20 protein-coding genes and 1 pseudogene are annotated in these 20981 nt (G+C 54.3%); 7 read left to right on the top strand and 14 right to left on the bottom strand.

The genetic code is table 11. The annotated features are described in order from the left end of the window. From NP596_RS09110 to NP596_RS09160, 11 genes and pseudogenes are all read right to left on the bottom strand, one after another. Positions 1-405 (bottom strand): annotated as a pseudogene (locus NP596_RS09110) (hypothetical protein); the annotation flags it as partial. Then, positions 405-833 carry an ExbD/TolR family protein gene (locus NP596_RS09115; RefSeq protein WP_256615010.1) on the bottom strand — a complete coding sequence of 143 codons (429 nt, stop codon included), beginning with the start codon at positions 831-833 and terminating at the stop codon, positions 405-407. The pseudogene NP596_RS09110 and the gene NP596_RS09115, both read right to left, overlap by 1 nt. Then, on the bottom strand, positions 830-1345 hold the full coding sequence (locus NP596_RS09120; protein ID WP_256615011.1) for a MotA/TolQ/ExbB proton channel family protein: 516 nt from the start codon (positions 1343-1345) through the stop codon (positions 830-832). Before NP596_RS09120 ends, NP596_RS09115 begins: the two co-directional genes overlap by 4 nt. Before the next feature lie 5 nt (positions 1346-1350). Then, entirely contained in the window at positions 1351-3087 is a 1737-nt protein-coding gene (locus NP596_RS09125; protein WP_256615012.1) for a DUF3450 family protein, read from the bottom strand. 586 nt (positions 3088-3673) lie between these two features. After that, positions 3674-4108 carry an RNA recognition motif domain-containing protein gene (locus tag NP596_RS09130; protein WP_256615014.1) on the bottom strand — a complete coding sequence of 145 codons (435 nt, stop codon included), beginning with the start codon at positions 4106-4108 and terminating at the stop codon, positions 3674-3676. Positions 4109-4131: 23 nt separating this feature from the next. Beyond that, a complete protein-coding gene (locus NP596_RS09135; RefSeq protein WP_256615015.1) occupies positions 4132-4860 on the bottom strand; it encodes an RNA recognition motif domain-containing protein in 729 nt (242 codons plus the stop codon). 98 nt (positions 4861-4958) lie between these two features. Continuing rightward, positions 4959-5264: a DUF3240 family protein gene (locus NP596_RS09140; RefSeq protein ID WP_256615016.1), complete on the bottom strand. Its 306-nt coding sequence runs from the start codon at positions 5262-5264 to the stop codon at positions 4959-4961. Further along, a complete protein-coding gene (locus tag NP596_RS09145; RefSeq protein WP_256615017.1) occupies positions 5261-8323 on the bottom strand; it encodes an efflux RND transporter permease subunit in 3063 nt (1020 codons plus the stop codon). The genes NP596_RS09140 and NP596_RS09145 overlap by 4 nt, the downstream gene beginning before the upstream one ends. Then, positions 8323-9414 (bottom strand): efflux RND transporter periplasmic adaptor subunit, encoded by a 1092-nt coding sequence (locus NP596_RS09150; protein ID WP_256615018.1) that lies wholly within the window; start codon positions 9412-9414, stop codon positions 8323-8325. The genes NP596_RS09145 and NP596_RS09150 overlap by 1 nt, the downstream gene beginning before the upstream one ends. Continuing rightward, positions 9411-10724 (bottom strand): TolC family protein, encoded by a 1314-nt coding sequence (locus NP596_RS09155; protein WP_256615019.1) that lies wholly within the window; start codon positions 10722-10724, stop codon positions 9411-9413. The genes NP596_RS09150 and NP596_RS09155 overlap by 4 nt, the downstream gene beginning before the upstream one ends. A gap of 87 nt (positions 10725-10811) precedes the next feature. Next, positions 10812-11204 (bottom strand): hypothetical protein, encoded by a 393-nt coding sequence (locus tag NP596_RS09160; protein WP_256615020.1) that lies wholly within the window; start codon positions 11202-11204, stop codon positions 10812-10814. A gap of 141 nt (positions 11205-11345) precedes the next feature. On the opposite strand from NP596_RS09160, the gene NP596_RS09165 reads away from it, so the two are divergent. Further along, positions 11346-12299: a Tim44 domain-containing protein gene (locus tag NP596_RS09165; RefSeq protein ID WP_256615021.1), complete on the top strand. Its 954-nt coding sequence runs from the start codon at positions 11346-11348 to the stop codon at positions 12297-12299. Between the two features lie 2 nt (positions 12300-12301). Further along, positions 12302-12919, top strand: a complete 618-nt coding sequence (locus tag NP596_RS09170) for a class I SAM-dependent methyltransferase (protein ID WP_256615022.1) — start codon at positions 12302-12304, stop codon at positions 12917-12919. A gap of 126 nt (positions 12920-13045) precedes the next feature. Here NP596_RS09170 and NP596_RS09175 read toward each other — a convergent pair whose 3' ends face one another. Both NP596_RS09175 and speE read right to left on the bottom strand, forming a co-directional pair. Next, positions 13046-13237, bottom strand: coding sequence for a hypothetical protein (locus NP596_RS09175; RefSeq protein ID WP_256615023.1), 192 nt, complete (start codon positions 13235-13237; stop codon positions 13046-13048). A gap of 383 nt (positions 13238-13620) precedes the next feature. Next, on the bottom strand, positions 13621-14466 hold the full coding sequence (speE, locus tag NP596_RS09180) for a polyamine aminopropyltransferase (RefSeq protein ID WP_256615024.1): 846 nt from the start codon (positions 14464-14466) through the stop codon (positions 13621-13623). An 86-nt stretch (positions 14467-14552) separates the two neighbouring features. Here speE and speA point away from each other — a divergent pair, with 86 nt between their 5' ends. The 5 genes from speA (at position 14553) to NP596_RS09205 (ending at position 19850) form a co-directional block, all read left to right on the top strand. Continuing rightward, positions 14553-16379 carry a biosynthetic arginine decarboxylase gene (gene speA / locus NP596_RS09185; RefSeq protein ID WP_256615025.1) on the top strand — a complete coding sequence of 609 codons (1827 nt, stop codon included), beginning with the start codon at positions 14553-14555 and terminating at the stop codon, positions 16377-16379. A gap of 50 nt (positions 16380-16429) precedes the next feature. Beyond that, positions 16430-17035 (top strand): GDSL-type esterase/lipase family protein, encoded by a 606-nt coding sequence (locus tag NP596_RS09190; RefSeq protein WP_256615026.1) that lies wholly within the window; start codon positions 16430-16432, stop codon positions 17033-17035. 51 nt (positions 17036-17086) lie between these two features. Next, positions 17087-17944, top strand: a complete 858-nt coding sequence (locus NP596_RS09195; RefSeq protein ID WP_256615027.1) for an NAD(P)-dependent oxidoreductase — start codon at positions 17087-17089, stop codon at positions 17942-17944. A gap of 21 nt (positions 17945-17965) precedes the next feature. Further along, complete coding sequence (locus NP596_RS09200; protein WP_256615028.1) at positions 17966-19285, top strand: UDP-glucose dehydrogenase family protein; 1320 nt, start codon at positions 17966-17968, stop codon at positions 19283-19285. 175 nt (positions 19286-19460) lie between these two features. Continuing rightward, entirely contained in the window at positions 19461-19850 is a 390-nt protein-coding gene (locus NP596_RS09205) for a hypothetical protein (RefSeq protein WP_256615029.1), read from the top strand. Positions 19851-20028: 178 nt separating this feature from the next. Here NP596_RS09205 and NP596_RS09210 read toward each other — a convergent pair whose 3' ends face one another. Then, the gene (locus NP596_RS09210; RefSeq protein ID WP_256615031.1) at positions 20029-20955 is read right to left on the bottom strand and encodes a matrixin family metalloprotease; all 927 of its coding nucleotides are present in this window, start codon (positions 20953-20955) and stop codon (positions 20029-20031) included. Positions 20956-20981 lie beyond the last annotated feature (26 nt).

Consider the following 20981-nt stretch of genomic DNA (forward strand, 5'->3'; position numbering starts at 1 on the left):
GCTGGGAAATGCCGCACCGTCGCCCAGGGCGGGAATGTCCAGCCGCGGCGCTGCAACCCCGAAAAGTTCTTTTTGAGGCGCTACCCGCTTTTCGGTTTTTGCCTGCCGCGGTTTTCTCGGCGCGGGTATCTGCTTTGTCACGGTTGGATGGGGCTGAGCGGGCGCCTGCTGAATGGCGGCAGCCTCGACCGGCGATTTACTTCCGATCGGCTGCGGCTTGGGGCGCACTCGCACGAAATCGATCGGCTGCAGTTGCGGTTGTTGCGCCAGTTCGATGCGCCGGTCGCTGATCAACGCGCCGATCAATAATAACAAACCGATGTTAACCGTCACGGCGGCCAACAAAGCCAGGCTGGGCACGAGAACTTTCCGGTTCGGCCGGGCGGTGCCGCTTGCCGTCGTCATCAACTATCGCCGGAACTGGCGGCAACCGAAATATTCTCGAATCCGGCCAGACGCAGTTGGTCCATGACCTTGACCAGCAAGCCGGTACTGGTCATTTGATCGGCCAGGATAATCGCCGAGCGGCTACCTCCGGCCGGATTTTGCGCCTCTACGCTGGCACGCAACAGGCGAATATCGACCGCGCTATTATTTAGCCAGATCTGCTCGTCGGCGCTGATAGTGACTACCAGATCGGCATTGGCTTGCGACTGCGCGGTATCGGCATGCGGGCGGCGCACCGCTACCGACGATTCGCGAATAAAGGAGGTGGTCACCAAAAAAAAGATCAACAGAATGAATACCATATCGATCAACGGCGTCAGGTTGATCGCATCGCTGTTGTCGTCTTCGGGACGTACCCTTAGATTGAAACGTTTACGTCTTCTCATGGTTTCAACACTTGGTGGATTTTCGCTTCCGCAGCCATGGCGCGCCGATTGAGGTCGTAGCCGATGCCCACTCCGAATAAGCCCATCACCAGGCCTGCCAGGGTGGTAATCAAGGCTTGCGAGATGCCGCGGGCAACGATACGGGGTTCGGCGCTGCCAAAGACCCGGATCAGATCGAAGGTTTCGATAATCCCGGTCACCGTGCCCAACAGCCCCAGCATCGGCAGCACGCCCGCCAGGGTTTTGATCAGCCTTAAAAACCGCCGGATGGCCAACAAGGTTTCGGTTTGGGCAATTATCCGGCTGGCGGCGGATGGTGCGCTGGCTTGTTGGTAAGCGATCAATCGCGGCAAAATCGAGAACATAAACCAGTAACGCTCCAGCACCAGGGTCCAAAGCAGGATGGACACGATAAGCAGCGGCCACATCACCGGCCCGCCCAGTGCCATGAGGTCTTCGATATGCTGTTCGGCCCGATGGAATGCCGCCAACGTGTCGGAAAACTCAGGCATGTCGATTAGGGGTTACCCGGCACCGGGTGACGCGCTTCCAAACGTTGCGCAAGCGCGGCGGAAGCGTGGGCTTCCAACAGCGCGCCCAACGCCTGGCTTTTACCGCTTAGCAGGCTATGCAGCAGCAAGATGGGAATGGCGGTGACCAGCCCTTCCACGGTGGTTACCAAGGCTTCGGAAATCCCCCCGGACATCAGTTTCGGGTCTCCGGAACCCTGCAGGGCAATAGCCTGAAAGGTTTCGATCATACCGGTTACCGTACCCAACAGGCCCAACATCGGTGCAATCGCGGCGATCAGTTTCAAAAAGGTCAGGCCGTAATCCAGCTTGGCCTGTTCCGCCGCCAGCGCATCTTCGATCACCAGATACAACGCTTCGTCGTCGTTCATCGGCGACTGTTCCAGTTTGCTCAGCATGCGGCCGAGCGGGTTATCCGGCTGCCAATTGCCGCCAAGCAATTGCCTGCGCATACATTTGCCGGCCCGCGTCAGTTGCGCGAAGCGGTAAACGCTCAGCGTCAACGCCAAACCGGCTAATACAAGGATCAGGTAACCGACCGGACCGCCCTGGTCGATCCGCTCCGCCAGACTGGGAATCTGTACCAGCAATTGCAAGGTCTGCCCGGAAGACGGGTCGATCGCCACGCGACACAACGAAGCCGATTCCTGCCCGGCAAATTGTCTCGCCTGCGCCAGTATCGCCGAACCGGGTTGGCGCGGGATTTCCGCAAGGCGGGCGGTGTCGCGGTTATAGGCCAGATAACGGCCGTCGGCGATCAAGCCGAAGTCGCCAATCCGCACCACTTCCCGCTCGGTTGCCACGCCGGTGGGCGCATAAACCGCCGCGTTGAATTTCAGACTGCGGGATTGCGCATCCAGCAGTTTGTTCAGCAGCGCGAATAATTCCGCCACGCCTTCGGGCGTGGCCATGGCCCGGCTATCCGCCAACCGCTCCAGCAAGTTGCTTTCAGTCACCCCCGCCAGGCCCAGCAAAGGCCAGGGATAATCGCTTTTCAGATTGGCGGCGAATTCGCGCAGCGCGGCGAACAAGCTTTCCTTGCCGGCCAAAGCCATTTCGGCTGGTTCTGTCGCTGCAACAGTCCAGGGTGGTTGCGGATTTTCGCCGCTTGACCGGACGGACCTTGGCAACGACTCGGCGCCGAACAGCGGCACCATCATCAATTGCGGCGGTTCCAGCTTTTTCGCGATCCGCAAATCCAGACTGATATCCTCGTTGTCTTCGCTGGCGAGGTGGCGCCATTGCCCTTGTTTAGCGTCCCAAACGCCGGATTCGCGGCCGTCAAGGGTTTGGTAATACAACCCCAACCTGCCGACGCGCAAAAATTCCACCAAACGCTGGCTGCCAGCGTTATGCAATACGTCCTGATAGGTTTCAATGCTCTTCGCGTAATCGAGTTCGATGCGGTAGGCCTCCAGAATGCGCCGGTACTTCTCGGTCAATTCGGGATCGTTGCCGTCCGGCAATTGCCGCAGACGGTCGAGCCTAGACGTACGTTCGGCCGGTAGAAACGGAACGCCGGCCGCGACGCGGTTTTGTAAACCAGCGATGCTCTCGTTGGCGAGCGTTCGCAAGCGGTCCCCGAACGTATCGGTAATGGGTGATGGCCGATTCGCCGTGGCCAGCTGCGGTATATTTTGAGCATTAACGGCTGTGGCAAACAAAGACGTCAGCACCAGCCAGACGGTGACGACAAAAATTCGCTTTTTACCTGCAATAAGCATCTTTAGGGAGCCTCTAATAATTCAAAATTCAAGCATTTTGACGTTTGTAAAGTATTGAATTTACTTTAATGCGAACTTCTAAAATGTCATTTTTAGAGATTCCCTTTATTTGAAGAATCGCGATTCAAAGTTGTCGAGAATAACTTATTATGAGCTTTCGGCCAGTAGGGACTTGGATGATCGGGAATAATTCCCGCTTAAATACGCTAGGTCGGGGTGCTTTAATTTCTTTGAAATCGATAAACGGCACTCTGTGCATCGAGAGATGCTTTTTGAGGTTGTCGTTGGAATGCATCCAAATCAATTAGGCCTTGAAACGCAAATGCGGAGGATAAAAAACTCCAAATAGTTTTTTTGAGCCAAGTCATTGGCCGCAACGCGCTGGTTTGCGTTCGTTGGTTGTTGCTGGGTGGTTATTGGCCGAAACTGTGAATTCGTGGCGCGGCGAAGAGACTCGATCTCAAACCCGGTACGCTGCGCTAGCGTATGCAAAAACCGGGCATAGTCAAAACGAATTTGCACACATAATGCGGCACTTTAGCGCGGATTCTCATAGCGGACGTTTGTTACTGAAGCCGAAAGACTTTTAAATATTTTTGCGGACAAAGTCGCCGCTACTGCTGAAATTTTCGGAAATGTCGCGAACCAACTCAAGCTCTTTACCGCGGCGGCGGCAACCCTTGCGCCTATCCGACAAATGCTGGGTAACAGTTATTTTATGATTTTGGCGCGGATCGTTGTGCCAGTCTCTTTGGTTGTATTGCCTGACGACGACCAGCTTGCCTTTAAAACGCTGGCCTTTCAAGCGGTCAATGGCCCTCGCCGCCACCGCGTCGGGTTCCACGGTAATCAAGCCGTGAAATTCCAGCGCCTTGAAACGTTTATCCTGCAATTCGAGAATTTTGATGCCTACGACTCTGCCCGACTTTCTAAAAAGTCCGCCGGTTATTGCCGGTCTGACAAATTCCAAAAGATCGCTGAGTTTAGTGGTGGCGGGTATCCTTCTCAGGAAAATGATCATCGCGAATTTCTATGTTTACCGATTCAAATGATCCCAAATTCAACCACGGGTGTTATCCAATAATAAATGTTTTTACTGGAAAACTGGGTTTTGATCTTTTGCAATACCTCGGTAATCACCAGCTTATTGGCAAAAAATTGAAAGCGGCGCGATTTTTTTTCCGGCCCTTCCAGTTCGGTCATAAAGCGGGTAATGCGGTGGTCGGGCGAGTCCAGCTCGCCTAAAGGATCGGTATGTTCGATCTCAAAACCCACCAAACATTCCGCCACGGCCATTTCGATTTCGGCGGGCACGATAAATGTCACCTGAAATTGCTGGTGGTGCAGGGCGTTGCAAAATTCGTCCTTGGAACTAAACTGATCGGAAATGTTTTTTATGACTTCCAAATGTTTACCTCGGCGTCTGTCGCCGTGGCGCTTCTCTAAAAAGTTGGCGTCATCGGCATGCGTTTGTTGTTGGCGATGGTCATTGTCCCAGCTACGGTGGTAATAAGGTCTGACCGCTACATAGCGCCCGTTCAAGCGCCGGTTTTTCAGATTCTTCACCGCGAGCTTAACGCTCCATTCCGAATCCAGAGTCACCAGACCATGATATTCGATCGAATCGAGCCGGGTATCCCGTAGCGCCAAAATCTCAATATTCAGTATCTGCCCGGATTTACTAAATAAACCTTTTTTTAAAGCCGGACCGACAAATTCGGATATTTCAGCGTGCTGGGTGTTGGCAGGAATTCGTCTTAAAAAAATATTCATATCGGATGTCTGCAGAAACACAATTCTCCGCAATCAAATATTAATCGCGGCACCGCAAAAAGCATAGCATTCAAACTTAAAATCTGCTTAAGATTCGATTAAATTTCGCCATGTTCCAGTACCGGCACTACCCAATAATGCAGCCCGGTACCGGTAAAATTGGCTTTTATTTTGGTTATGAAAGCGGAGACATCTTCTTTATCGATATACATTTGAAAGCGGATTTTACGCTGGCGGCCGGTCACCTGTTCCGCAACCGACAGCCCCCGATTGCGGTGATCGTGCGCATTGACCGGGAAACTGGAAAATCCTTGCGCGGTTTCGAAGGTCAACAGGCAGTCGACCACCGCCTCCTCGAGCGCCGGCGAGACATTGATGGTTATTAGATAAGTGTCGTGCGTCATGCGGTTTGCTCCCGGCCTTGCCCGAATAATTGATACAGAATGGGCAATAAAATTAAGGTTAAAAACGTCGAAGAAACCAGACCGCCGGTCACCACTATCGCCAATGGCCGCTGTATTTCAGAGCCCGGCCCGGAAGCGAACAGTAACGGAATCAAACCGAACGCCGCGATGCTGGCGGTCATCAATACTGGCCTTAACCGCCGCGCCGAACCGACTATCACCACTCGGGATAACTCCATACCGCTCGCGCACAGCTGATTGAAATAGGTCACCATTACCACGCCGTTCAATACCGCGATACCCAACAGCGCGATAAAGCCGACCGAGGCCGGCACGGACAGATATTCTCCGGAGGCCCACAACGCAAAAACTCCGCCTATCATGGCCATGGGAATGTTGGCCAACACCAAAACCGCCTGCCTGACCGAACCAAAAGTGGTAAACAACAGCAAAAATATCAAGCCCAATGAAACCGGAATCACCAGCGACAATCTGGCCGCGGCACGTTGTTGATTCTCAAACTGGCCGCCGAACTCGATACGGTAGCCGATCGGCAACTGGACTTTTTCGGCCACCAACTTACGCGCTTCGTCGACGAAACCCACCAAATCTCGGCCCTCCACATTGCTGCGGATCACCACGAAACGCTGGCCTTTTTCCCGGCCTATCGAAACCACGCCCTCGACCTGCTGGATTTTCGCCAGCGCGGTAATGGGCACATGATCGCCGCCCGGCAGGGTAATCTGCAGATTGGCAAAGTTTGCCGTGTTGCTATCGCCGCGCAACAGCAGCGGGGTACGCTTAATGCCTTCCTGCACAATGCCCAGCTGCACGCCTTCGATCTGCGCCCGCAACATGTTTTCGATACTATCGGCATCCAGGCCGAAGCGGCCGGCCGCCTGCCTGTCTATGCTCAGTTGCAAAAACTGCATGCCTTCGTTTTTGCGCATGAATACATCGCTAGCGCCTTTAATGGTATGCAACAAGGCTTCGATTTCCTCGCCTTTGCGATTCAATACATCCAGATCGGGGCCGAATAATTTGATCGCCACGTCACCGCGCGTCCCGGTCAACATTTCCGATACCCGCATTTCTATCGGCTGCGTAAATCCGAAAGCAATCCCGGGCGTATGCGACATGATGCCGCGTATGGATTCGATCAAATCCTCCTTATTCGCCGCCCGCCATTCTTCCTTGGGTTTAAGCACCAAAAAGGTATCGGTTTCGTTCAGGCCCATGGGGTCCAGCCCCAGTTCGTCGGTACCCACCCGCGATACCACGGTCTCGACCTCAGGAATATGTTCGAGAATGTTTTTTTGCACCTGTATGTCCAGTTTCACCGAATCCTGCAGGGTAATGGAGGGTAACTTTTCCAGTTGCACGATGATGTCGCCTTCGTCCATGGTCGGCATAAACGTACTGCCGATTTGGCTAAACACCAAGACCGTCAACACCAACAAACCGCCCGCCGTGATAAAGATTTTTTTACTGTTATCCATGCACCAGACCAGCAACGGCTCGTATAAACGTTGCAGCTGCCGCGGCAACCACGGTTCTTCGTGCGAAACATGGGTGAGCAGAAAAGAAGCCAAAACCGGAATCACGGTCAGGGACAATATCAACGACCCGCTTAAGGCAAATACGATGGTCATGGCGACCGGGCCGAACAGTTTGCCTTCCAATCCTTGCAGAGTCAGCAAGGGCAGAAAGACGATGATGATGATCAATATGCCGGACGTAACAGGCGCCGCCACTTCCCGGGTGGCGCGGTAAATCATGTGCAAACGGGGCAGGCGTTCGGCTTTTTCATGATCGGCCAACTGGGTGATGATGTTTTCCACCACCACCACCGCGCCGTCCACCAGCATACCGATGGCTATCGCCAAGCCGCCCAGACTCATCAAATTGGCGGACATGCCGAATGCCTTCATCATAATAAAGGTGAATAAGGCCGCCATCGGTAACGCCAGTGCCACCGTCAATGCGGCGCGCAAATCGCCTAAAAACAGAATCAGCAACACCACCACCAGCACGATGGCTTCCAGCAGGGCTTGGGTGACGGTATGCACCGCCTTACCGACCAAAACGCCCCGGTTGTAGAACACATTGATTTTCACCCCTTCCGGCAAGGTGGCTTGTATCTCGGCCAACTTGGCTTCGATAAGCTCCACCGTTTGCCTGGCATTGGCGCCGCGCAAACTCAATATGACAGCGGTGGCGGCTTCGCCCAGGCCGTCTTTACTGACCGCGCCGTAGCGCGTCAAGGAGCCGATACGCACCTCCGCCACGTCATCCACCCGGATCGGCTGGCCGTCATTTTGGGCGATGACGATGGCCCGGATATCCTGCTCGGTTTTGATGCGGCCTTCGGCGCGCACAATCAGCGCTTCTTCGCCTTCGCTCAAGCGGCCGGCGCCGTCGTTGCGGTTATTGGTTTGCAGTGCCGCCGTCAACCGAGCCATGTCGATATTGCGCGAAGCCATGCGCAGGTTGTCGGGCACCACCTCAAAGCTGCGCACCACGCCGCCCAAGGCGTTGACGTCCGCCACGCCCGGCACGGTGCGCAAGGCCGGCCGCAGCACCCAATCCAGCAGGGTTCGGCGTTCCATCAAACTCAAATCGCCGCCTTCGATGGCAAACATAAACATTTCGCCCAGCGGCGTGGTCATCGGCGCGATGCCGCCCTGCACGCCGTCAGGCAAATTACCCCAGATGCCGTTCAAGCGCTCGGCCACCTGCTGCCGGGCCCAATAAATATCGGTGCCTTCCTCGAAATCCAGGGTGATGTCGGTTATGGCGTATTTGGCCAACGAGCGCAGCATGGTCTGGTGCGGAATACCCAATAATTCCACCTCAATCGGCGCGGTGATGCGGGTTTCCACTTCCTCCGGGGTCATGCCGTTGGCTTTGACGATGATTTTGACCTGGGTCGGCGAAACTTCCGGAAAGGCGTCGATAGGCAAGTTTTTAAAGGCGAAATAACCGCTACCCGCCAGCAAAACCACCAACAAGCACATCATCAGGCGCTGCGACAGCGCAAAACGAATCAATGCAGTCATCATTCGTCTCCGCCCATGCCCAACCAATTGGCTTTTAAGGCCACCGCGCCGCGCACGGCAATCCGCTCTTGTCCCTTCAAGGGCCCGCTAATCAACGATTCGGCATCCTGCCGCCCCAACACATCGACTTCGGTGACGGTAAAACCTTCCGCATTACGCACAAACACATAGGATCGGCCGCTGTTTTGGGCAATGGCCGCGTTGGGCACTTTAAACCCGGTTTGCTGGCCGGCCTGCTTGATTTGTACGCTGAGATGCTGCCCCACGCGCAAGTTATCCGCTCCGCCTTGCACAGCCGCGCGAGCCAGCAGGGTTTGATTTTCCCGGTTTACGCTTTGCCCCAACAGGGTTATTTTGGCGCGCACCCGGCCGGTTTCGTCCTCGACCCAATCGCCTATATGCACGCTGTCCATGCGTTCCTGCGGAATATTGATCTCCAGCCACAGTTCGGACAGGTCGCCGATGCGGTAAATGGGCGCCTGTATGTCCAAGCGCGAACCCAGGGTTGCCAAGCGCTCCAAAACCACACCGCTTATCGGCGCCCGCAGATTCAACAGGCTGTCGAGTTTGCGGGTTTTGTCCAAAGCGCTTATGTCAGGGGCCGTCATGCCCGCCATCAGTAACAGCTGTTTGGCTTCATCCGCCAACGCCGCTTTGCTGTTGTGCATGGCCTGGGTTTCCTGCCAGCGCCTTTCGGCTATGACGCCTTCCGCCAGCAAGGTTTTGTCCCGCTGCTGCTCCAGACTCGCCAACTGTAAATTACTGCGCGCCGTCAGATATTGCTGCTGCAAAGCCACCAGCTCGGGGCTATGCATTTGCGCCAGAACCTGGCCTTTTTGCACCTTATCGCCCAGATTGGCCTGCAATTGCGTCAACAACCCCGGCTGCGATGCCGTCAACAGTAACTCCCTATTCACGGGTACCGCCACCCGGGCCGGCGCATAAAATACCGACAAATGCCGGCTCGGCTCCAAGCTCCCCACTTCAATCGCCAGATTATCGATTTGTTCGGCACTCATCCGAATTTGCATCTCTTCGGCGAAGGCCCCGCATGCGCAGCCGATCAGCAAGCTGAAAATGATTGATCTCATGGCATGACTCCGACGGCTTGGTTATATAGGGCGATGTTGCGTTGTAATTTGACTTCCTGTTCCTTGGCGTTACGCACCGCTTCCAGGCTGCGGGCCTGCACCTTCAGCAAGTCCAGCAAATTGATTTCCCCCGCTTCGAAACTGGTCTGCATCATTTTCAAATGCTGCTCGGCGATGTCTTTCAATTGCCGGGCAATCACCAGTTCCGCTCGATTCACTTCCAGGGCATGCTCGGCTTCATGCAGGCCTTTTTCCAGTTGCCTGGCCAAATGTTCGCGCTGGGCCATGATGTGGCTGAGTTCCAAGTTGGCGGCGGCAATTTCCGGCGCATCATAGGTACTGTGGCCAAAGGGAATCACTACCCCGACATTGGCGCTTTGCATGTCATCCGCGCCGCGTTGCTCCCGCGCGCTCTTGGCGCCGACGATCACTTTGGGTTGATTGACCGAGTCTGTGGTTTTCGCCCACTCGACCGAGGCGTGCTGTTTGGCCACCAAGGCATTGATGGCCGCCAGGAAGGGATGGTCGGGCTGAATGGCTTGCAGCGTGCTTTGCTGCTCCAGGTAATTCGCCGGCAAACGGGTGGTTTGGGTCAGGCTGGCGTAGCTTTTACGGCTATGCATGACTTCGGCTTCGGCTTGCGCCAGCAATGTCTTATGCTGCAAATGTTCGCTTTCCGCCAGCAGCAAATCCGCGCGAGGCAGATCGCCCAACTCCACCCGCCGCTCGACTTTCCGCAACAACTGCCCGGAAATATCCAGATTGATTTGCGCCTGTTGCAGGCGGTTTTCCGCCAGCGCCATGTCCCACAAGGCTTCGCGCAATAATTTGGCCACCTCCAGACGCACGGCGACCGATTGCTTGCCGGCCGATTGATGCGATTCGTAGGCCACCTGCTGGGCCGCATCCCGCTGCCCCCATAGCCAGACGGTAAATTCCAGATTGGCCGATGCCTCGCGAGAACCGTTATCGTTGGCCATCCTGTCGTCGGCATAATCCAAGGCCAACGCCGTGGAACCGGCCAGCCAACTATCGCCGCGGGTTTGCCAGGCTTCGGCCTGTTGCATCAGCGCTTCGTTTATCAAGCGGTCGGGATATTTTTGTAGGGTTTCTTCCAGTAATTGCGGCAGGGTCAGGGCCGGGTCGACTTCAACCGGATCGAGATGTTCGACCAATAGTTTTTGGCCTTCCGCCCCAATCGGCGCGGACGGGTTAAGCACGGCGGGCGGCAACCGATCGTCCGCCCGGCAGGGCAAAACCGCCAGCCAAGCCAACGCCAGGCAAACCTTAATATGACCGTATGCTGTCATATTGAACTCCAAAACAATGAAAACAGAGGGCTAAGACCGTGTAACGGTCAAATCAAACGCAGGTATCCGATGGATACCGAGAGGGAATCAGGCGGGAGGTGCTCGGGTCGGATGCTGATTATAGGCAGGGGCGGTAAGGTTTCCGGTCTGGTGAGGCGAGAAATTAATCTCCTCGAGCACGGGTTGCAAAACCCATCCCTGGCTATCGCTGATGAGACAATAGTCCGCGTCCAAATCGCCGATGGGCGACTTTAATTTAATAGCGGAACCCAATTCGACAACGGCCGACTGTACGCAACTGGCATGATCGAGCCTTGCTTGGGCAAAGGCAGCGGTTTTGTGCACATGCAGGTTTTCAAACTCATGCAGATGCAAACCGCCGACCTGCGCGGATTCGCCAATATGCGCATGCACCAGCGGCGCTGCAAATTGCAGCAACACCAGTATCAGAACTAAAAATAGGCGAATCAATGCAACCATTACGGGATTGGCGATGTCTTGGTATGTGTTTAAATACGCTACGGTATTGTAGTGATAACAGCGAAGGGCTATTCTACTTGAAATTACTGTTAGCGCCCTAACTAATCGTTTTACGTTTTCTTAACTAGGCAACAACTTATTATGAACAGAAAATTCCGTATTCTGGCTTCCATTTTTTTCACTTTGACCTTGCTGATGACGGGTATCCAGGAAGCACAGGCCAAACGTTTCGGCGGCGGCGGTTCGTTCGGCGGCAAACCGAGCTTTAGCGCGCCATATAAACGCTCCGCATCGCCTTCGCCGACCAGCCAGCCTACCCGATCCGCCAGCCAGCAACAGGCGGCCGCCCAAAACCAGGCCGCCAGACAAGGCTGGGCCGGCCGGGGCGGTTTAATGGGCATGTTGGGCGGTTTGGCATTGGGCGGCCTGTTGGGCTCGCTGTTTTTTGGCGGCGCCTTCGAAAACATCAATTTTATGGATATCCTGGTGTTTGCCGGCATCGCTTTTCTGCTGATGCGCTTGTTTGCCTCCAAGGCGCGTCAATCCCAACCCGCAGCCAATAACGCTTACGACAGAAGCAGTTATTCCGAGCCAACCGGCGCCGGCGATTACGACAGCGCCCCGCAAGCGGGTGCAAATCCGACCGGTTTCAATACCGACCTGTTATTCGGTAAAAATGCGCCCGCAAACGCAGCCGGTTTTAATACGCCTGCCTTTGACGTGCCCGCCGATTTCGATCAAGCCGCATTTTTAGCCGGCGCCGAAAGCGCGTTTCGTTATTTGCAATCCGCCTGGGACAGCGCCAATCTCGCCGCTATCCGCGGCCTGACTACCGATAAAGTCTTTGCGGAAATTCAGGACCAGTTAAAGGCTTCCGGCGCTAATAACAAGACCGAGGTGTTAAAAGTCGTGCCGGAATTGCTTGAAATACGCGAAGTGGGCAACGAATTGGAAGCCGTGGTGCTGTTCGACTCCATCATGCGCGAAGATGACGGCGAAACCGAACAAATTCGGGAAGTCTGGCATTTCATTAAGCCGATCAATAGCAAACAGACCAAATGGTTTTTAGACGGTATCCAACAACTGGAAATTTAAGGGTGTCGGTTAACGGCGATAAAATCCGCCAGCGCTACGATAGGCTGGCGCCTTGGTTCGATGGTCTGGAAGGTTTTCTGGAAGGTCTGATTTTTCGCCGTTTACGCAAAAAACTTTGGGCCATGGCCGAAGGCCAGCATATTCTGGAAGTTGGAGTGGGCACGGGGAAAAACTTTAATTTCTATCCGCCCAGGGCCCGCATGACGGCGATAGACTTTAGCCCGAAAATGCTGGAACAGGCGGAAAGGAAACGCGAACGTAAACAGCTGGATATACATTTGGATTTAATCGACGTGCAGTCGCTGTGCTATGCGGACAACAGCTTCGATACCGTGGTGGCCAGCTTCGTGTTTTGTTCGGTACCGCGACCCCGGAAAGGCTTGAAAGAGATTTATCGGGTGTTGAAACCGGGCGGACAATTATTATTACTGGAACATGTGCTCAGTTCCAATAAATTCATGGCCGCGGTGATGAACTTGCTAAATCCGCTGATAGTTCGCTTGGTCGGCGCCAACATCAACCGGCAAACCGTAAAAAATGTTCAGGCTTGCCCGTTTCGCAGCATCTTCATCGACCCTGCCAGTAGCGACATGATTAAACTGATTAGGGCGGTCAAATAGCCTTACACCCTACGGGCGGTCAATGAGATCTGTTTCAAAAAACCGGGCCCGTAGGTATTGAAGATCTAAGTAGATCACATGGCCTTTACGGCGGCATCCCGCCGGTTTTAGGCAGCTAGGCTTACATTAAGCCGAATGTAAATAGTGTCCTCTGATAGTCTGCCGGTTCGCTTTTTGAGTGACGCCATGATTTACCGAGTCAGGCTGAGAGCGGTTTTCAGTAACACCGGCGCTATCTTTATCAGCGGGTAACAACAGAAACACCGCCGCAAATGCGGCCGCGGTTAATACGATATTAAAAGCTTTGATCTTTATCATTACCTAATCCTATTATTTTCATTGTTGTTTATCGCTTCAGGTTTTTCATGCAGGGTTAAAAACCCACACAAAAGCCACCTGCTGACTTTTGGAGTTAAGCGATTAACATGCCACATCAGTTAACCGATACTGGCCGGCTTCTCGAATTCAAGTTGCCGTCTCCAAGGCCATATAACAGGCACACCGTAACGCGCCGTTTTTACTGACTTTAATTGGATTTTGCCGGGTTTATCCCGATAAATGGCTGGCCATCGGCGGCCAGCTGGGCGAACCGGGCTAAAGAAAATGGCGGGTATCGAGCGTTTTGGCGACTGCCAAGCATGACCAGCACTGACAAATTTGTCAGTGCTGTCAGATAGGGGCCCGGCCAATGCGCCGGTTTTCTATGCAACGGCCTTTTTAAAAAATTCCGGCATCGCCAAGCTGGCTTTATGGATGTCGCTGTTGTAATAGACAGTATCGAAACCTTTGTTAACGGCATCCTGCTCGCGGAATGCCGAAAGGTCTTTTTTACCGGCCATGGTAGCGCTCCACCAGCCTGACGGATAAATACATTGCGGGAAAAACACGGTTTGCAAATGGGTAAAACCGCCTGCCTGCATCTCGCCGCGCATTTCCTGCAGGATTTTCATGTGCAGCAACGCCGATTCGCTTTGCTGCACCACGATGCCGTTTTCGGTCAGGCAATTAAAACAATCTTTATAAAAATCGGCGCTGAATAAGCCCTCCGCCGGGCCGACCGGGTCGGTACTGTCGACGATGATAATGTCGACGCTATTGGGCGCCGCGTCTTTCACCCATTTGATGCCGTCGATAAATTTCAGGTCGGCGCGCGGATCGTTATTCGACTCGCACAATTCAGGAAAATAGATTTCGGACAACCGGGTGACCCGCTCGTCGATATCGATTTGCACGGCTTGCTCGATACCGGGGTGTTTCAGCACTTCCCGCAGGGTGCCGCAATCGCCGCCGCCGATAATCCAGACTTTTTTCGGATTGGGGTGGGTATACAACACCGGGTGGCTCATCATCTCGTGGTAAAAGAAGTTGTCGCGGGTCGACACCATGGTGCAACCGTCGATGACCATCAGATTGCCGAACTGCTCGGTCTCGTAGATTTCCAGAAACTGAAACTCGGATTGCTCCTCGTGCAGTTTGCGTTTGATCTTTAGTGAAAAGGCGGTGCCGGAAGGTTCTTGAGCTTCGCTGAACCATTGATCGTCGAGCATGATGAAAGTCCTGTAAAAAGTCATATAAGCTTCATCATTATACTTTAGAATTTCCGCACCATTATGACAGTCCTTTAGGAGCGTGCGTGCATACACAACCATGGTCGATTGAAAAATCCAAACAGCTTTATGCCATCGAACAATGGGGCAATGGTTATTTTTCCATTAACCAGCAGGGCCATGTCTGTGTCAGACCGCAAACCGACTGCGAAACCGAAATCGATTTACACGGCGTTGCCAAAGCGCTGCAAGACAAAGGCCTAAACTTTCCGGTGCTGGTGCGGTTTACCGATATTTTGCCGGACCGCATTCGCCGCCTACAACAGGCGTTCGACCAGGCCCGGTTAACCCACGATTATCAGGGCCACTACACCCCGGTTTATCCGATTAAAGTCAACCAGCAGGGCAATGTGGTCGAGAGCATCGTCTCCGCCGAACATATCGGCCTGGAAGCCGGCAGCAAACCGGAATTGCTGGCAATTTTAGGCCTTGCCAAACCCGGCGGCACCATCGTCTGCAACGGTTACAAGGACAGACTGTATATCCGCATGGCCTTGATGGGGCAACTGATGGGTTTATCGGTGTTCATCGTCATCGAAAAACCCTCCGAACTGGAAATGATCATCGAGGAGGCGGCCAAATTAAAGGTGCGACCCTTGATCGGTTTGCGGGTGCGCTTGTCCACCATCAGCGCCGGCAAATGGCAAAACAGCGGCGGGGAAAAATCCAAATTCGGCCTGCACGCCAGCGAGGTGCTGCAACTAATTGCCCGCTTGCGGGAAAAATCCATGCTGGATTGCCTGCAACTGATGCACTTCCACATGGGTTCGCAGATCGCCAATATTCACGACATCAAACTGGCGCTGAAAGAAGCAGGCCAGTTTTACTTGCAGCTGCACAAGCTCGGTGCCCCGATAGCCACCGTCGATGCCGGCGGCGGTCTGGGCGTGGATTACGACGGCAGCGGCTCGCGGCGGGAATGCTCGATCAATTACAGCATGACCGAATACGCGGAAAATATCGTGCGCAGCTTCGCGGAAGTCAGCCATGACCACAAGCTGCCGCAACCCAACATCATCACCGAATCCGGCCGCGCCATCACCGCCCATCATGCCGTATTGATTACCAATGTCACCGAAGTGGAAAGCCTGCAGGGCGCCGAAAATTTGCCGGCCGCGGTTTTCCGTAACATCAGCGAGGCCTACCATAACGCCCAATTCGACATGGCCGAAGCCCGGGCGCGCTTTGTACAGGGCGATTTATCGCTTCCTGAACTGGCGGAAACCGAAAAAACCTATGTCGGCTTGTGCCAGCAAATTCAAAACAACCTGAATCCGCATAATCATCAACACCGCGAAATTCTGCGGGAACTGGACGAAAAGCTGGCCGATAAAGTGTTTTGCAACTTTTCCCTGTTTCAATCCATGCCGGATATCTGGGGCATAGACCAGATTTTCCCCATCATGCCGATACATCGCCTGGAACAGCAACCCACCCGCCGCGCGGTATTGCAAGATCTAACCTGCGATTCCGACGGCCGCATCGACCACTATGTGGATCAGCAAAACATCAGCAACACGCTGCCGCTGCATGCCATTACCGAAAACGAAGAGTATCTGGTCGGCTTTTTCATGGTAGGCGCTTACCAGGAAATTTTGGGCGATATGCACAATTTGTTCGGCGACACCCATTCCATTAACATCGAGCTGGACGGCGACGGCTACCGCTTCGGCGAATTCATGGAAGGCGAGGATGTCAGCGAGTTGCTGGATTACGTGCATATCGACACTGCCGCGCTGAAAACCGCCTACCGGCAAAAATTGGCCAACACCCCGCTCGATGCCGCGCAAAAGCAGGCTTTCGAGCAAGAATTATCGGCCGGATTAAACGCCTATACTTATCTGGAAAAGTAACCGGGAACCCGTTGCCTAAAGCATGGATTGAAGGACAAGGAACTTGCATCGTGAAAAAATGGATTATCGGCTTGATATTACTCGGTTTAATGGCATGCGGCCAAGAAGCCCCCAAATTGAGTAAACTGCCGGGGGACGCGGTTATTCTGGCATTCGGCGATAGCCTGACTCACGGTACCGGTGCCACGGCGGAACGCGACTATCCGGCCATCTTGGCCGCATTATCCGGCCGGGAAGTGATTAATGCCGGCGTACCGGGCGAAATCAGCAGCGAGGGCCGGCAGCGCCTACCGGCGTTACTGGACGAATATCAACCGAATTTATTGATTCTGATTCATGGCGGTAACGACATTTTGCGGCAAATCAATGCCGAGGAAACCCGGGCCAATCTAACAGCCATGATAGCGGCGGCCAAGCAACGCAACATTGCGGTGGTAATGCTGGGGGTGCCCAAGTTCGGCTTGATTTTATTACATAGCGCGGAAATCTATGCCGAACTGGCCCAATCCGAGCAAGTGCCCATCGACCTTGATACCTTGCCGAGCATTTTGTCTACAAACGAACTAAAATCGGACGCCGTACATCCCAACGACCAAGGCTATCAAAAATTAGCCGAAAATATTGCTGGCTTGCTACGCGAGCAAGGCGCGTTGTAGCTTCTTTTTCACGGTGAAAATATTGTCCACCAGCAACCCGGAGAACAACCGATGCGAACAGGCTTGATCGGCTTAGGCGCCATGGGCCAGGGCATGGCCCGCAATCTGGCGAAAGCGGGCTATCTGCAAGCGGTTTATAACCGCACCGCGTGCAAGGCGGACGCGCTGGCCGCCGAATTAGGCATTCAGGCGCTTGCCAGCCCGCAAGCCTTGGCCGCGCAAACCGATGCGATCCTGCTCTGCGTTTCTGCCGACCGGGATGTGCTGGAGGTGGTTTCGGCGCTGTGCGACACCATCAAGCCCGGTTCGGTTGTGGTAGACATGTCGACCGTCAGCAGCGCTACCGCCAAACAGGCGGCAGCGTTACTGGCAGACAAACGGGCGGATTTTCTCGACGCGCCGGTATCCGGCGGCGTGGAAGGCGCCGGTAAGGGCAGCTTGGCCATGATGGTCGGCGGCGACGGCGACGTGCTCGAGCGGGTAAAGCCGGTACTGCAAGCCATGACGGCCCGCATCGAGCACTTGGGCGAAACCGGTTCGGGACAGGCCTGCAAAGCGGTCAACCAGATTATGTGCGCCGGCATCAATCAAGCGGTCGCCGAGGCCTTGGCCTTCGCCCAAGCTCAAGGCCTGGATATGGAAAAAGTCATCGATGTGGTTTCCGGCGGCGCGGCCGGAAACTGGTTTTTACAGCATCGCGGCAAAACCATGGCGAACGGCATCTTTCGGCCCGGTTTTAAGCTGGCATTGCACCACAAGGATCTACTGATTTGCCGACAAATGGCCGAGCAAGCCCATCTGGATTGCCCATTAACGAATTCGACGCTGCACGATTATCGATTGCTCATGCAACAGGGCTTTGGCGACGAAGATATTTCCGCCCTGTATCGGCTAAAACGGACAAACTAAATTATTTTTTGAGGAGTGAAGATGAAAATTACGGTATTTGGTAGCGGCTATGTCGGCTTGGTAACCGGTGCGTGCTTGGCCGATGTCGGCAATCAAGTCATGTGCATGGATGTGGACCAGAGCAAAATCGACAAGCTGCAACAAGGCATCATTCCGATATACGAGCCCGGCCTGGAAGAAATGGTCAAGGACAATATGCTGGCCGGCCGCTTGCACTTCACCAGCGATGTCAAGACAGCCGTGGATTTCGGTTTATTCCAGTTTGTCGCCGTCGGCACCCCGCCGGACGAAGACGGCTCGGCCGATTTGAAATACGTGCTGGCGGTGGCCAAAAGCATCGCCGAACACATGACCGATTACAAGATCATCGTCGATAAATCCACGGTACCGGTGGGTACCGCCGACAAAGTCAAGCAAGCCGTGCTGGAGGTATTGGCGCAACGCGGCGAAGCGCAAGAATTCGACGTGGTGTCCAACCCGGAGTTTTTGAAGGAAGGTTCCGCGCTGGACGACTTCATGAAACCCGACCGCATCATCATCGGCACCGATAATCCGCGCACGGCCGAATTGTTGAAAGCCCTGTACGCCCCGTTCAACCGCAGCCGGGAACGCGTCATCATCATGGACATCCGCTCCGCCGAGCTGACCAAATACGCCGCCAACGCCATGCTGGCCACCAAGATCAGTTTCATGAACGAACTGGCCAATCTGGCGGAAAGGCTGGGCGCGGATATCGAACACGTCCGCCACGGTATCGGTTCCGACAGCCGTATCGGCTACAGCTTCATTTACCCCGGTTGCGGCTATGGCGGCTCGTGCTTTCCGAAAGATGTGAAAGCCCTGGAGCGTACCGCCAAGGAAATGGGCTACCACGCCGAATTATTGACCGCAGTGGAAAACGTCAACGATAGGCAAAAACACCGCCTGTTCGAAAAAATTTCCGCTCATTATCCGGACGGCGTGGCGGGCAAGACCTTTGCATTATGGGGCCTGGCCTTCAAGCCCAACACCGACGACATGCGCGAAGCGCCCAGCCGGGTTTTAATCGAAGCCTTAATAGCCGCCGGCGCCACCGTGCGGGTTTACGATCCGGAAGCCATGCACGAAGCCCGGCGTATTTACGGCGACAAGGCCGGTTTGGTGTATTGCGAAATGCAGCCGGACACCTTGCGCGATGCCGACGCTTTAGTCATCGTCACCGAATGGAAACAGTTCCGCAGTCCGGATTTCGAACAATTAAGCCGCCAGTTGAACGATAAAGTGATTTTCGACGGCCGCAACATGTACGAACCTAAATTGGTCAAACAAGCGGGTTTACAATATCTCGCAATCGGACGCTGATACAAAGTTTGCGAATGCGATAATCCGGCCCTGAAAACTATTCGGCCGGGTTTCGCCCCCGTTTTCGCGGTCTAAACAGCGCTTTATTCATCCCGTTAACGCACGGCCCGAAGCCGATTCATCCGGTTCGGTACCGGCAAACCCAACGCTTTCGAGCTTTAACTCCGGAGAACTTATGTCAATTTTGTTAATAGGCGCGGTGGCGTGTATGGCCGCACTGATCCTGTCGGCGTGGCTGATGACGTTCGCGCGCTGGTTCCCCATCCAGGGTATCGACGAAAAATTCTTGGTCGATTACAAAACCATGATTAGAGCCCACGTCGATTATGCGCTGATGGCCTTGTTCAATTTGGGTTTTTACGGGGCGGGTATCGATTTGCCGGTATTTGCCTGCTGGTGCGTGGCAATCGGCGGTTTTGCCAATCCAACCGTGTTTGTGATAGCCGCCTTCGATCCAGATTTTTGGCATAAAACCCATTGGAAAGTTTATACAGCCATCAGCTTTATGATTACCACCGTCGGCTTTATTGGGGTTGGAACCGCCTTGTTGCGGCAGGCCTTGTAAAAAAGCCCGTCCGGCTTGCATTCAATCGGGCCGGGCGGGCGCCAATCCCGCTCCCATTGGAGGCTGTCGTAAAAGCCAAAATGTAGGTTGGGTTAGCATAGCGTAACCCAACAAAATCAAAACGTTGGACTTTATTGCATTCAGCCCGACCTACCTTTTACGACAACCTCCATTGGGGTTAAGCGGAAGCAAGGCGCCCGCGGGAAATGCCCATCAAACCCAGCAATGCCGAACCGAATAGCCAAACCGCGCCGGGAACCGGCACGGGCGCCGCATTGACTTGCCAGCCAATGTCGCTCAGCGCGGCCAGGTCGAGATCGGTAAGGTGCTTGCGGACGCCGTTGCCTATGGTCGGATCGAAGTTGGTTTCCCGGCCGCCACTGGCAGTGCCTTCGGCCCAATGATCCAAGCCGCCGTTTAACGCTACCGGTCCGCCAAAGGAGGCAACCGATTCGCCGCCGGTAAACGCACCGGCAACGATTTGATTGTTCCACGAATCCGCGATACCGAAGCCCAGCAGATGACCGATTTCGTGCAAGGCAACCGAATAAAAATCGAATCCGGAAAAACTCTCGTCCGTGCCGACATCGCTATCGAAATACCAGTTGCTCCCGGTATCGAAACTGATAACGCCGCCCCAGGTTGCAAAATCGAATGCGCCCGCACCTTCCACCGAGGCGCGGGTACCATCGCCCTGGCCGCGGGATACCGAATTGTCAAAAAAGCTTGTGGACGTGAAGCTGAGACTGTAGCCGCCCGGCCCGCCAAAACCCAGAGTAGAGCCGCTCAAATTTCTGCCGCCGGTAAAAATGGTCAGCGTATCGGCAGCCACATCGAAGCCGTTTATAGTGTGCTCCGCGCCGGTATCCGGACGATCGAAGATGGCATTGAATTGGTTGGAACCGGCCGAATCGATTGCCAGTAAATTATCGCCGAGGCGGGTTTCGTAAAAACCCGCCGCGGCTTCGAAAATGTCCCGCCGCACTTGATTGGAAAAGAAATTATTGCTGTCGAAGCTGTAATCGATATTCAAGGTAATAGCATTAGCGGTTGAGCTGGCCAACCCTATCAAACCCGCCGCCAAGCCTAGTTTTATTTTTTCCATCAATCATCCTCCTAAATTAAGTACAC

Origin of the sequence: Methylomonas rivi, assembly GCF_024505165.1 — a bacterium.
Taxonomy (GTDB): Bacteria; Pseudomonadota; Gammaproteobacteria; order Methylococcales; family Methylomonadaceae; genus Methylomonas; species Methylomonas rivi.

What these genes read in the sequence shown, in the direction of transcription:
- NP596_RS09205 (WP_256615029.1), top strand. Translation starts at nt 19,461, where the DNA reads ATGTCAATTTTGTTAATAGGCGCGGTGGCGTGTATGGCCGCACTGATC.
- speE (WP_256615024.1), bottom strand. Translation starts at nt 14,466, where the DNA reads ATGCTCGACGATCAATGGTTCAGCGAAGCTCAAGAACCTTCCGGCACC.
- NP596_RS09160 (WP_256615020.1), bottom strand. Translation starts at nt 11,204, where the DNA reads ATGGTTGCATTGATTCGCCTATTTTTAGTTCTGATACTGGTGTTGCTG.
- NP596_RS09130 (WP_256615014.1), bottom strand. Translation starts at nt 4,108, where the DNA reads ATGATCATTTTCCTGAGAAGGATACCCGCCACCACTAAACTCAGCGAT.
- NP596_RS09155 (WP_256615019.1), bottom strand. Translation starts at nt 10,724, where the DNA reads ATGACAGCATACGGTCATATTAAGGTTTGCCTGGCGTTGGCTTGGCTG.
- NP596_RS09150 (WP_256615018.1), bottom strand. Translation starts at nt 9,414, where the DNA reads ATGAGATCAATCATTTTCAGCTTGCTGATCGGCTGCGCATGCGGGGCC.
- NP596_RS09175 (WP_256615023.1), bottom strand. Translation starts at nt 13,237, where the DNA reads ATGATAAAGATCAAAGCTTTTAATATCGTATTAACCGCGGCCGCATTT.
- NP596_RS09135 (WP_256615015.1), bottom strand. Translation starts at nt 4,860, where the DNA reads ATGAATATTTTTTTAAGACGAATTCCTGCCAACACCCAGCACGCTGAA.
- NP596_RS09115 (WP_256615010.1), bottom strand. Translation starts at nt 833, where the DNA reads ATGAGAAGACGTAAACGTTTCAATCTAAGGGTACGTCCCGAAGACGAC.
- NP596_RS09120 (WP_256615011.1), bottom strand. Translation starts at nt 1,345, where the DNA reads ATGCCTGAGTTTTCCGACACGTTGGCGGCATTCCATCGGGCCGAACAG.
- NP596_RS09210 (WP_256615031.1), bottom strand. Translation starts at nt 20,955, where the DNA reads ATGGAAAAAATAAAACTAGGCTTGGCGGCGGGTTTGATAGGGTTGGCC.
- NP596_RS09195 (WP_256615027.1), top strand. Translation starts at nt 17,087, where the DNA reads ATGCGAACAGGCTTGATCGGCTTAGGCGCCATGGGCCAGGGCATGGCC.
- NP596_RS09200 (WP_256615028.1), top strand. Translation starts at nt 17,966, where the DNA reads ATGAAAATTACGGTATTTGGTAGCGGCTATGTCGGCTTGGTAACCGGT.
- NP596_RS09165 (WP_256615021.1), top strand. Translation starts at nt 11,346, where the DNA reads ATGAACAGAAAATTCCGTATTCTGGCTTCCATTTTTTTCACTTTGACC.
- NP596_RS09145 (WP_256615017.1), bottom strand. Translation starts at nt 8,323, where the DNA reads ATGACTGCATTGATTCGTTTTGCGCTGTCGCAGCGCCTGATGATGTGC.
- NP596_RS09125 (WP_256615012.1), bottom strand. Translation starts at nt 3,087, where the DNA reads ATGCTTATTGCAGGTAAAAAGCGAATTTTTGTCGTCACCGTCTGGCTG.
- NP596_RS09140 (WP_256615016.1), bottom strand. Translation starts at nt 5,264, where the DNA reads ATGACGCACGACACTTATCTAATAACCATCAATGTCTCGCCGGCGCTC.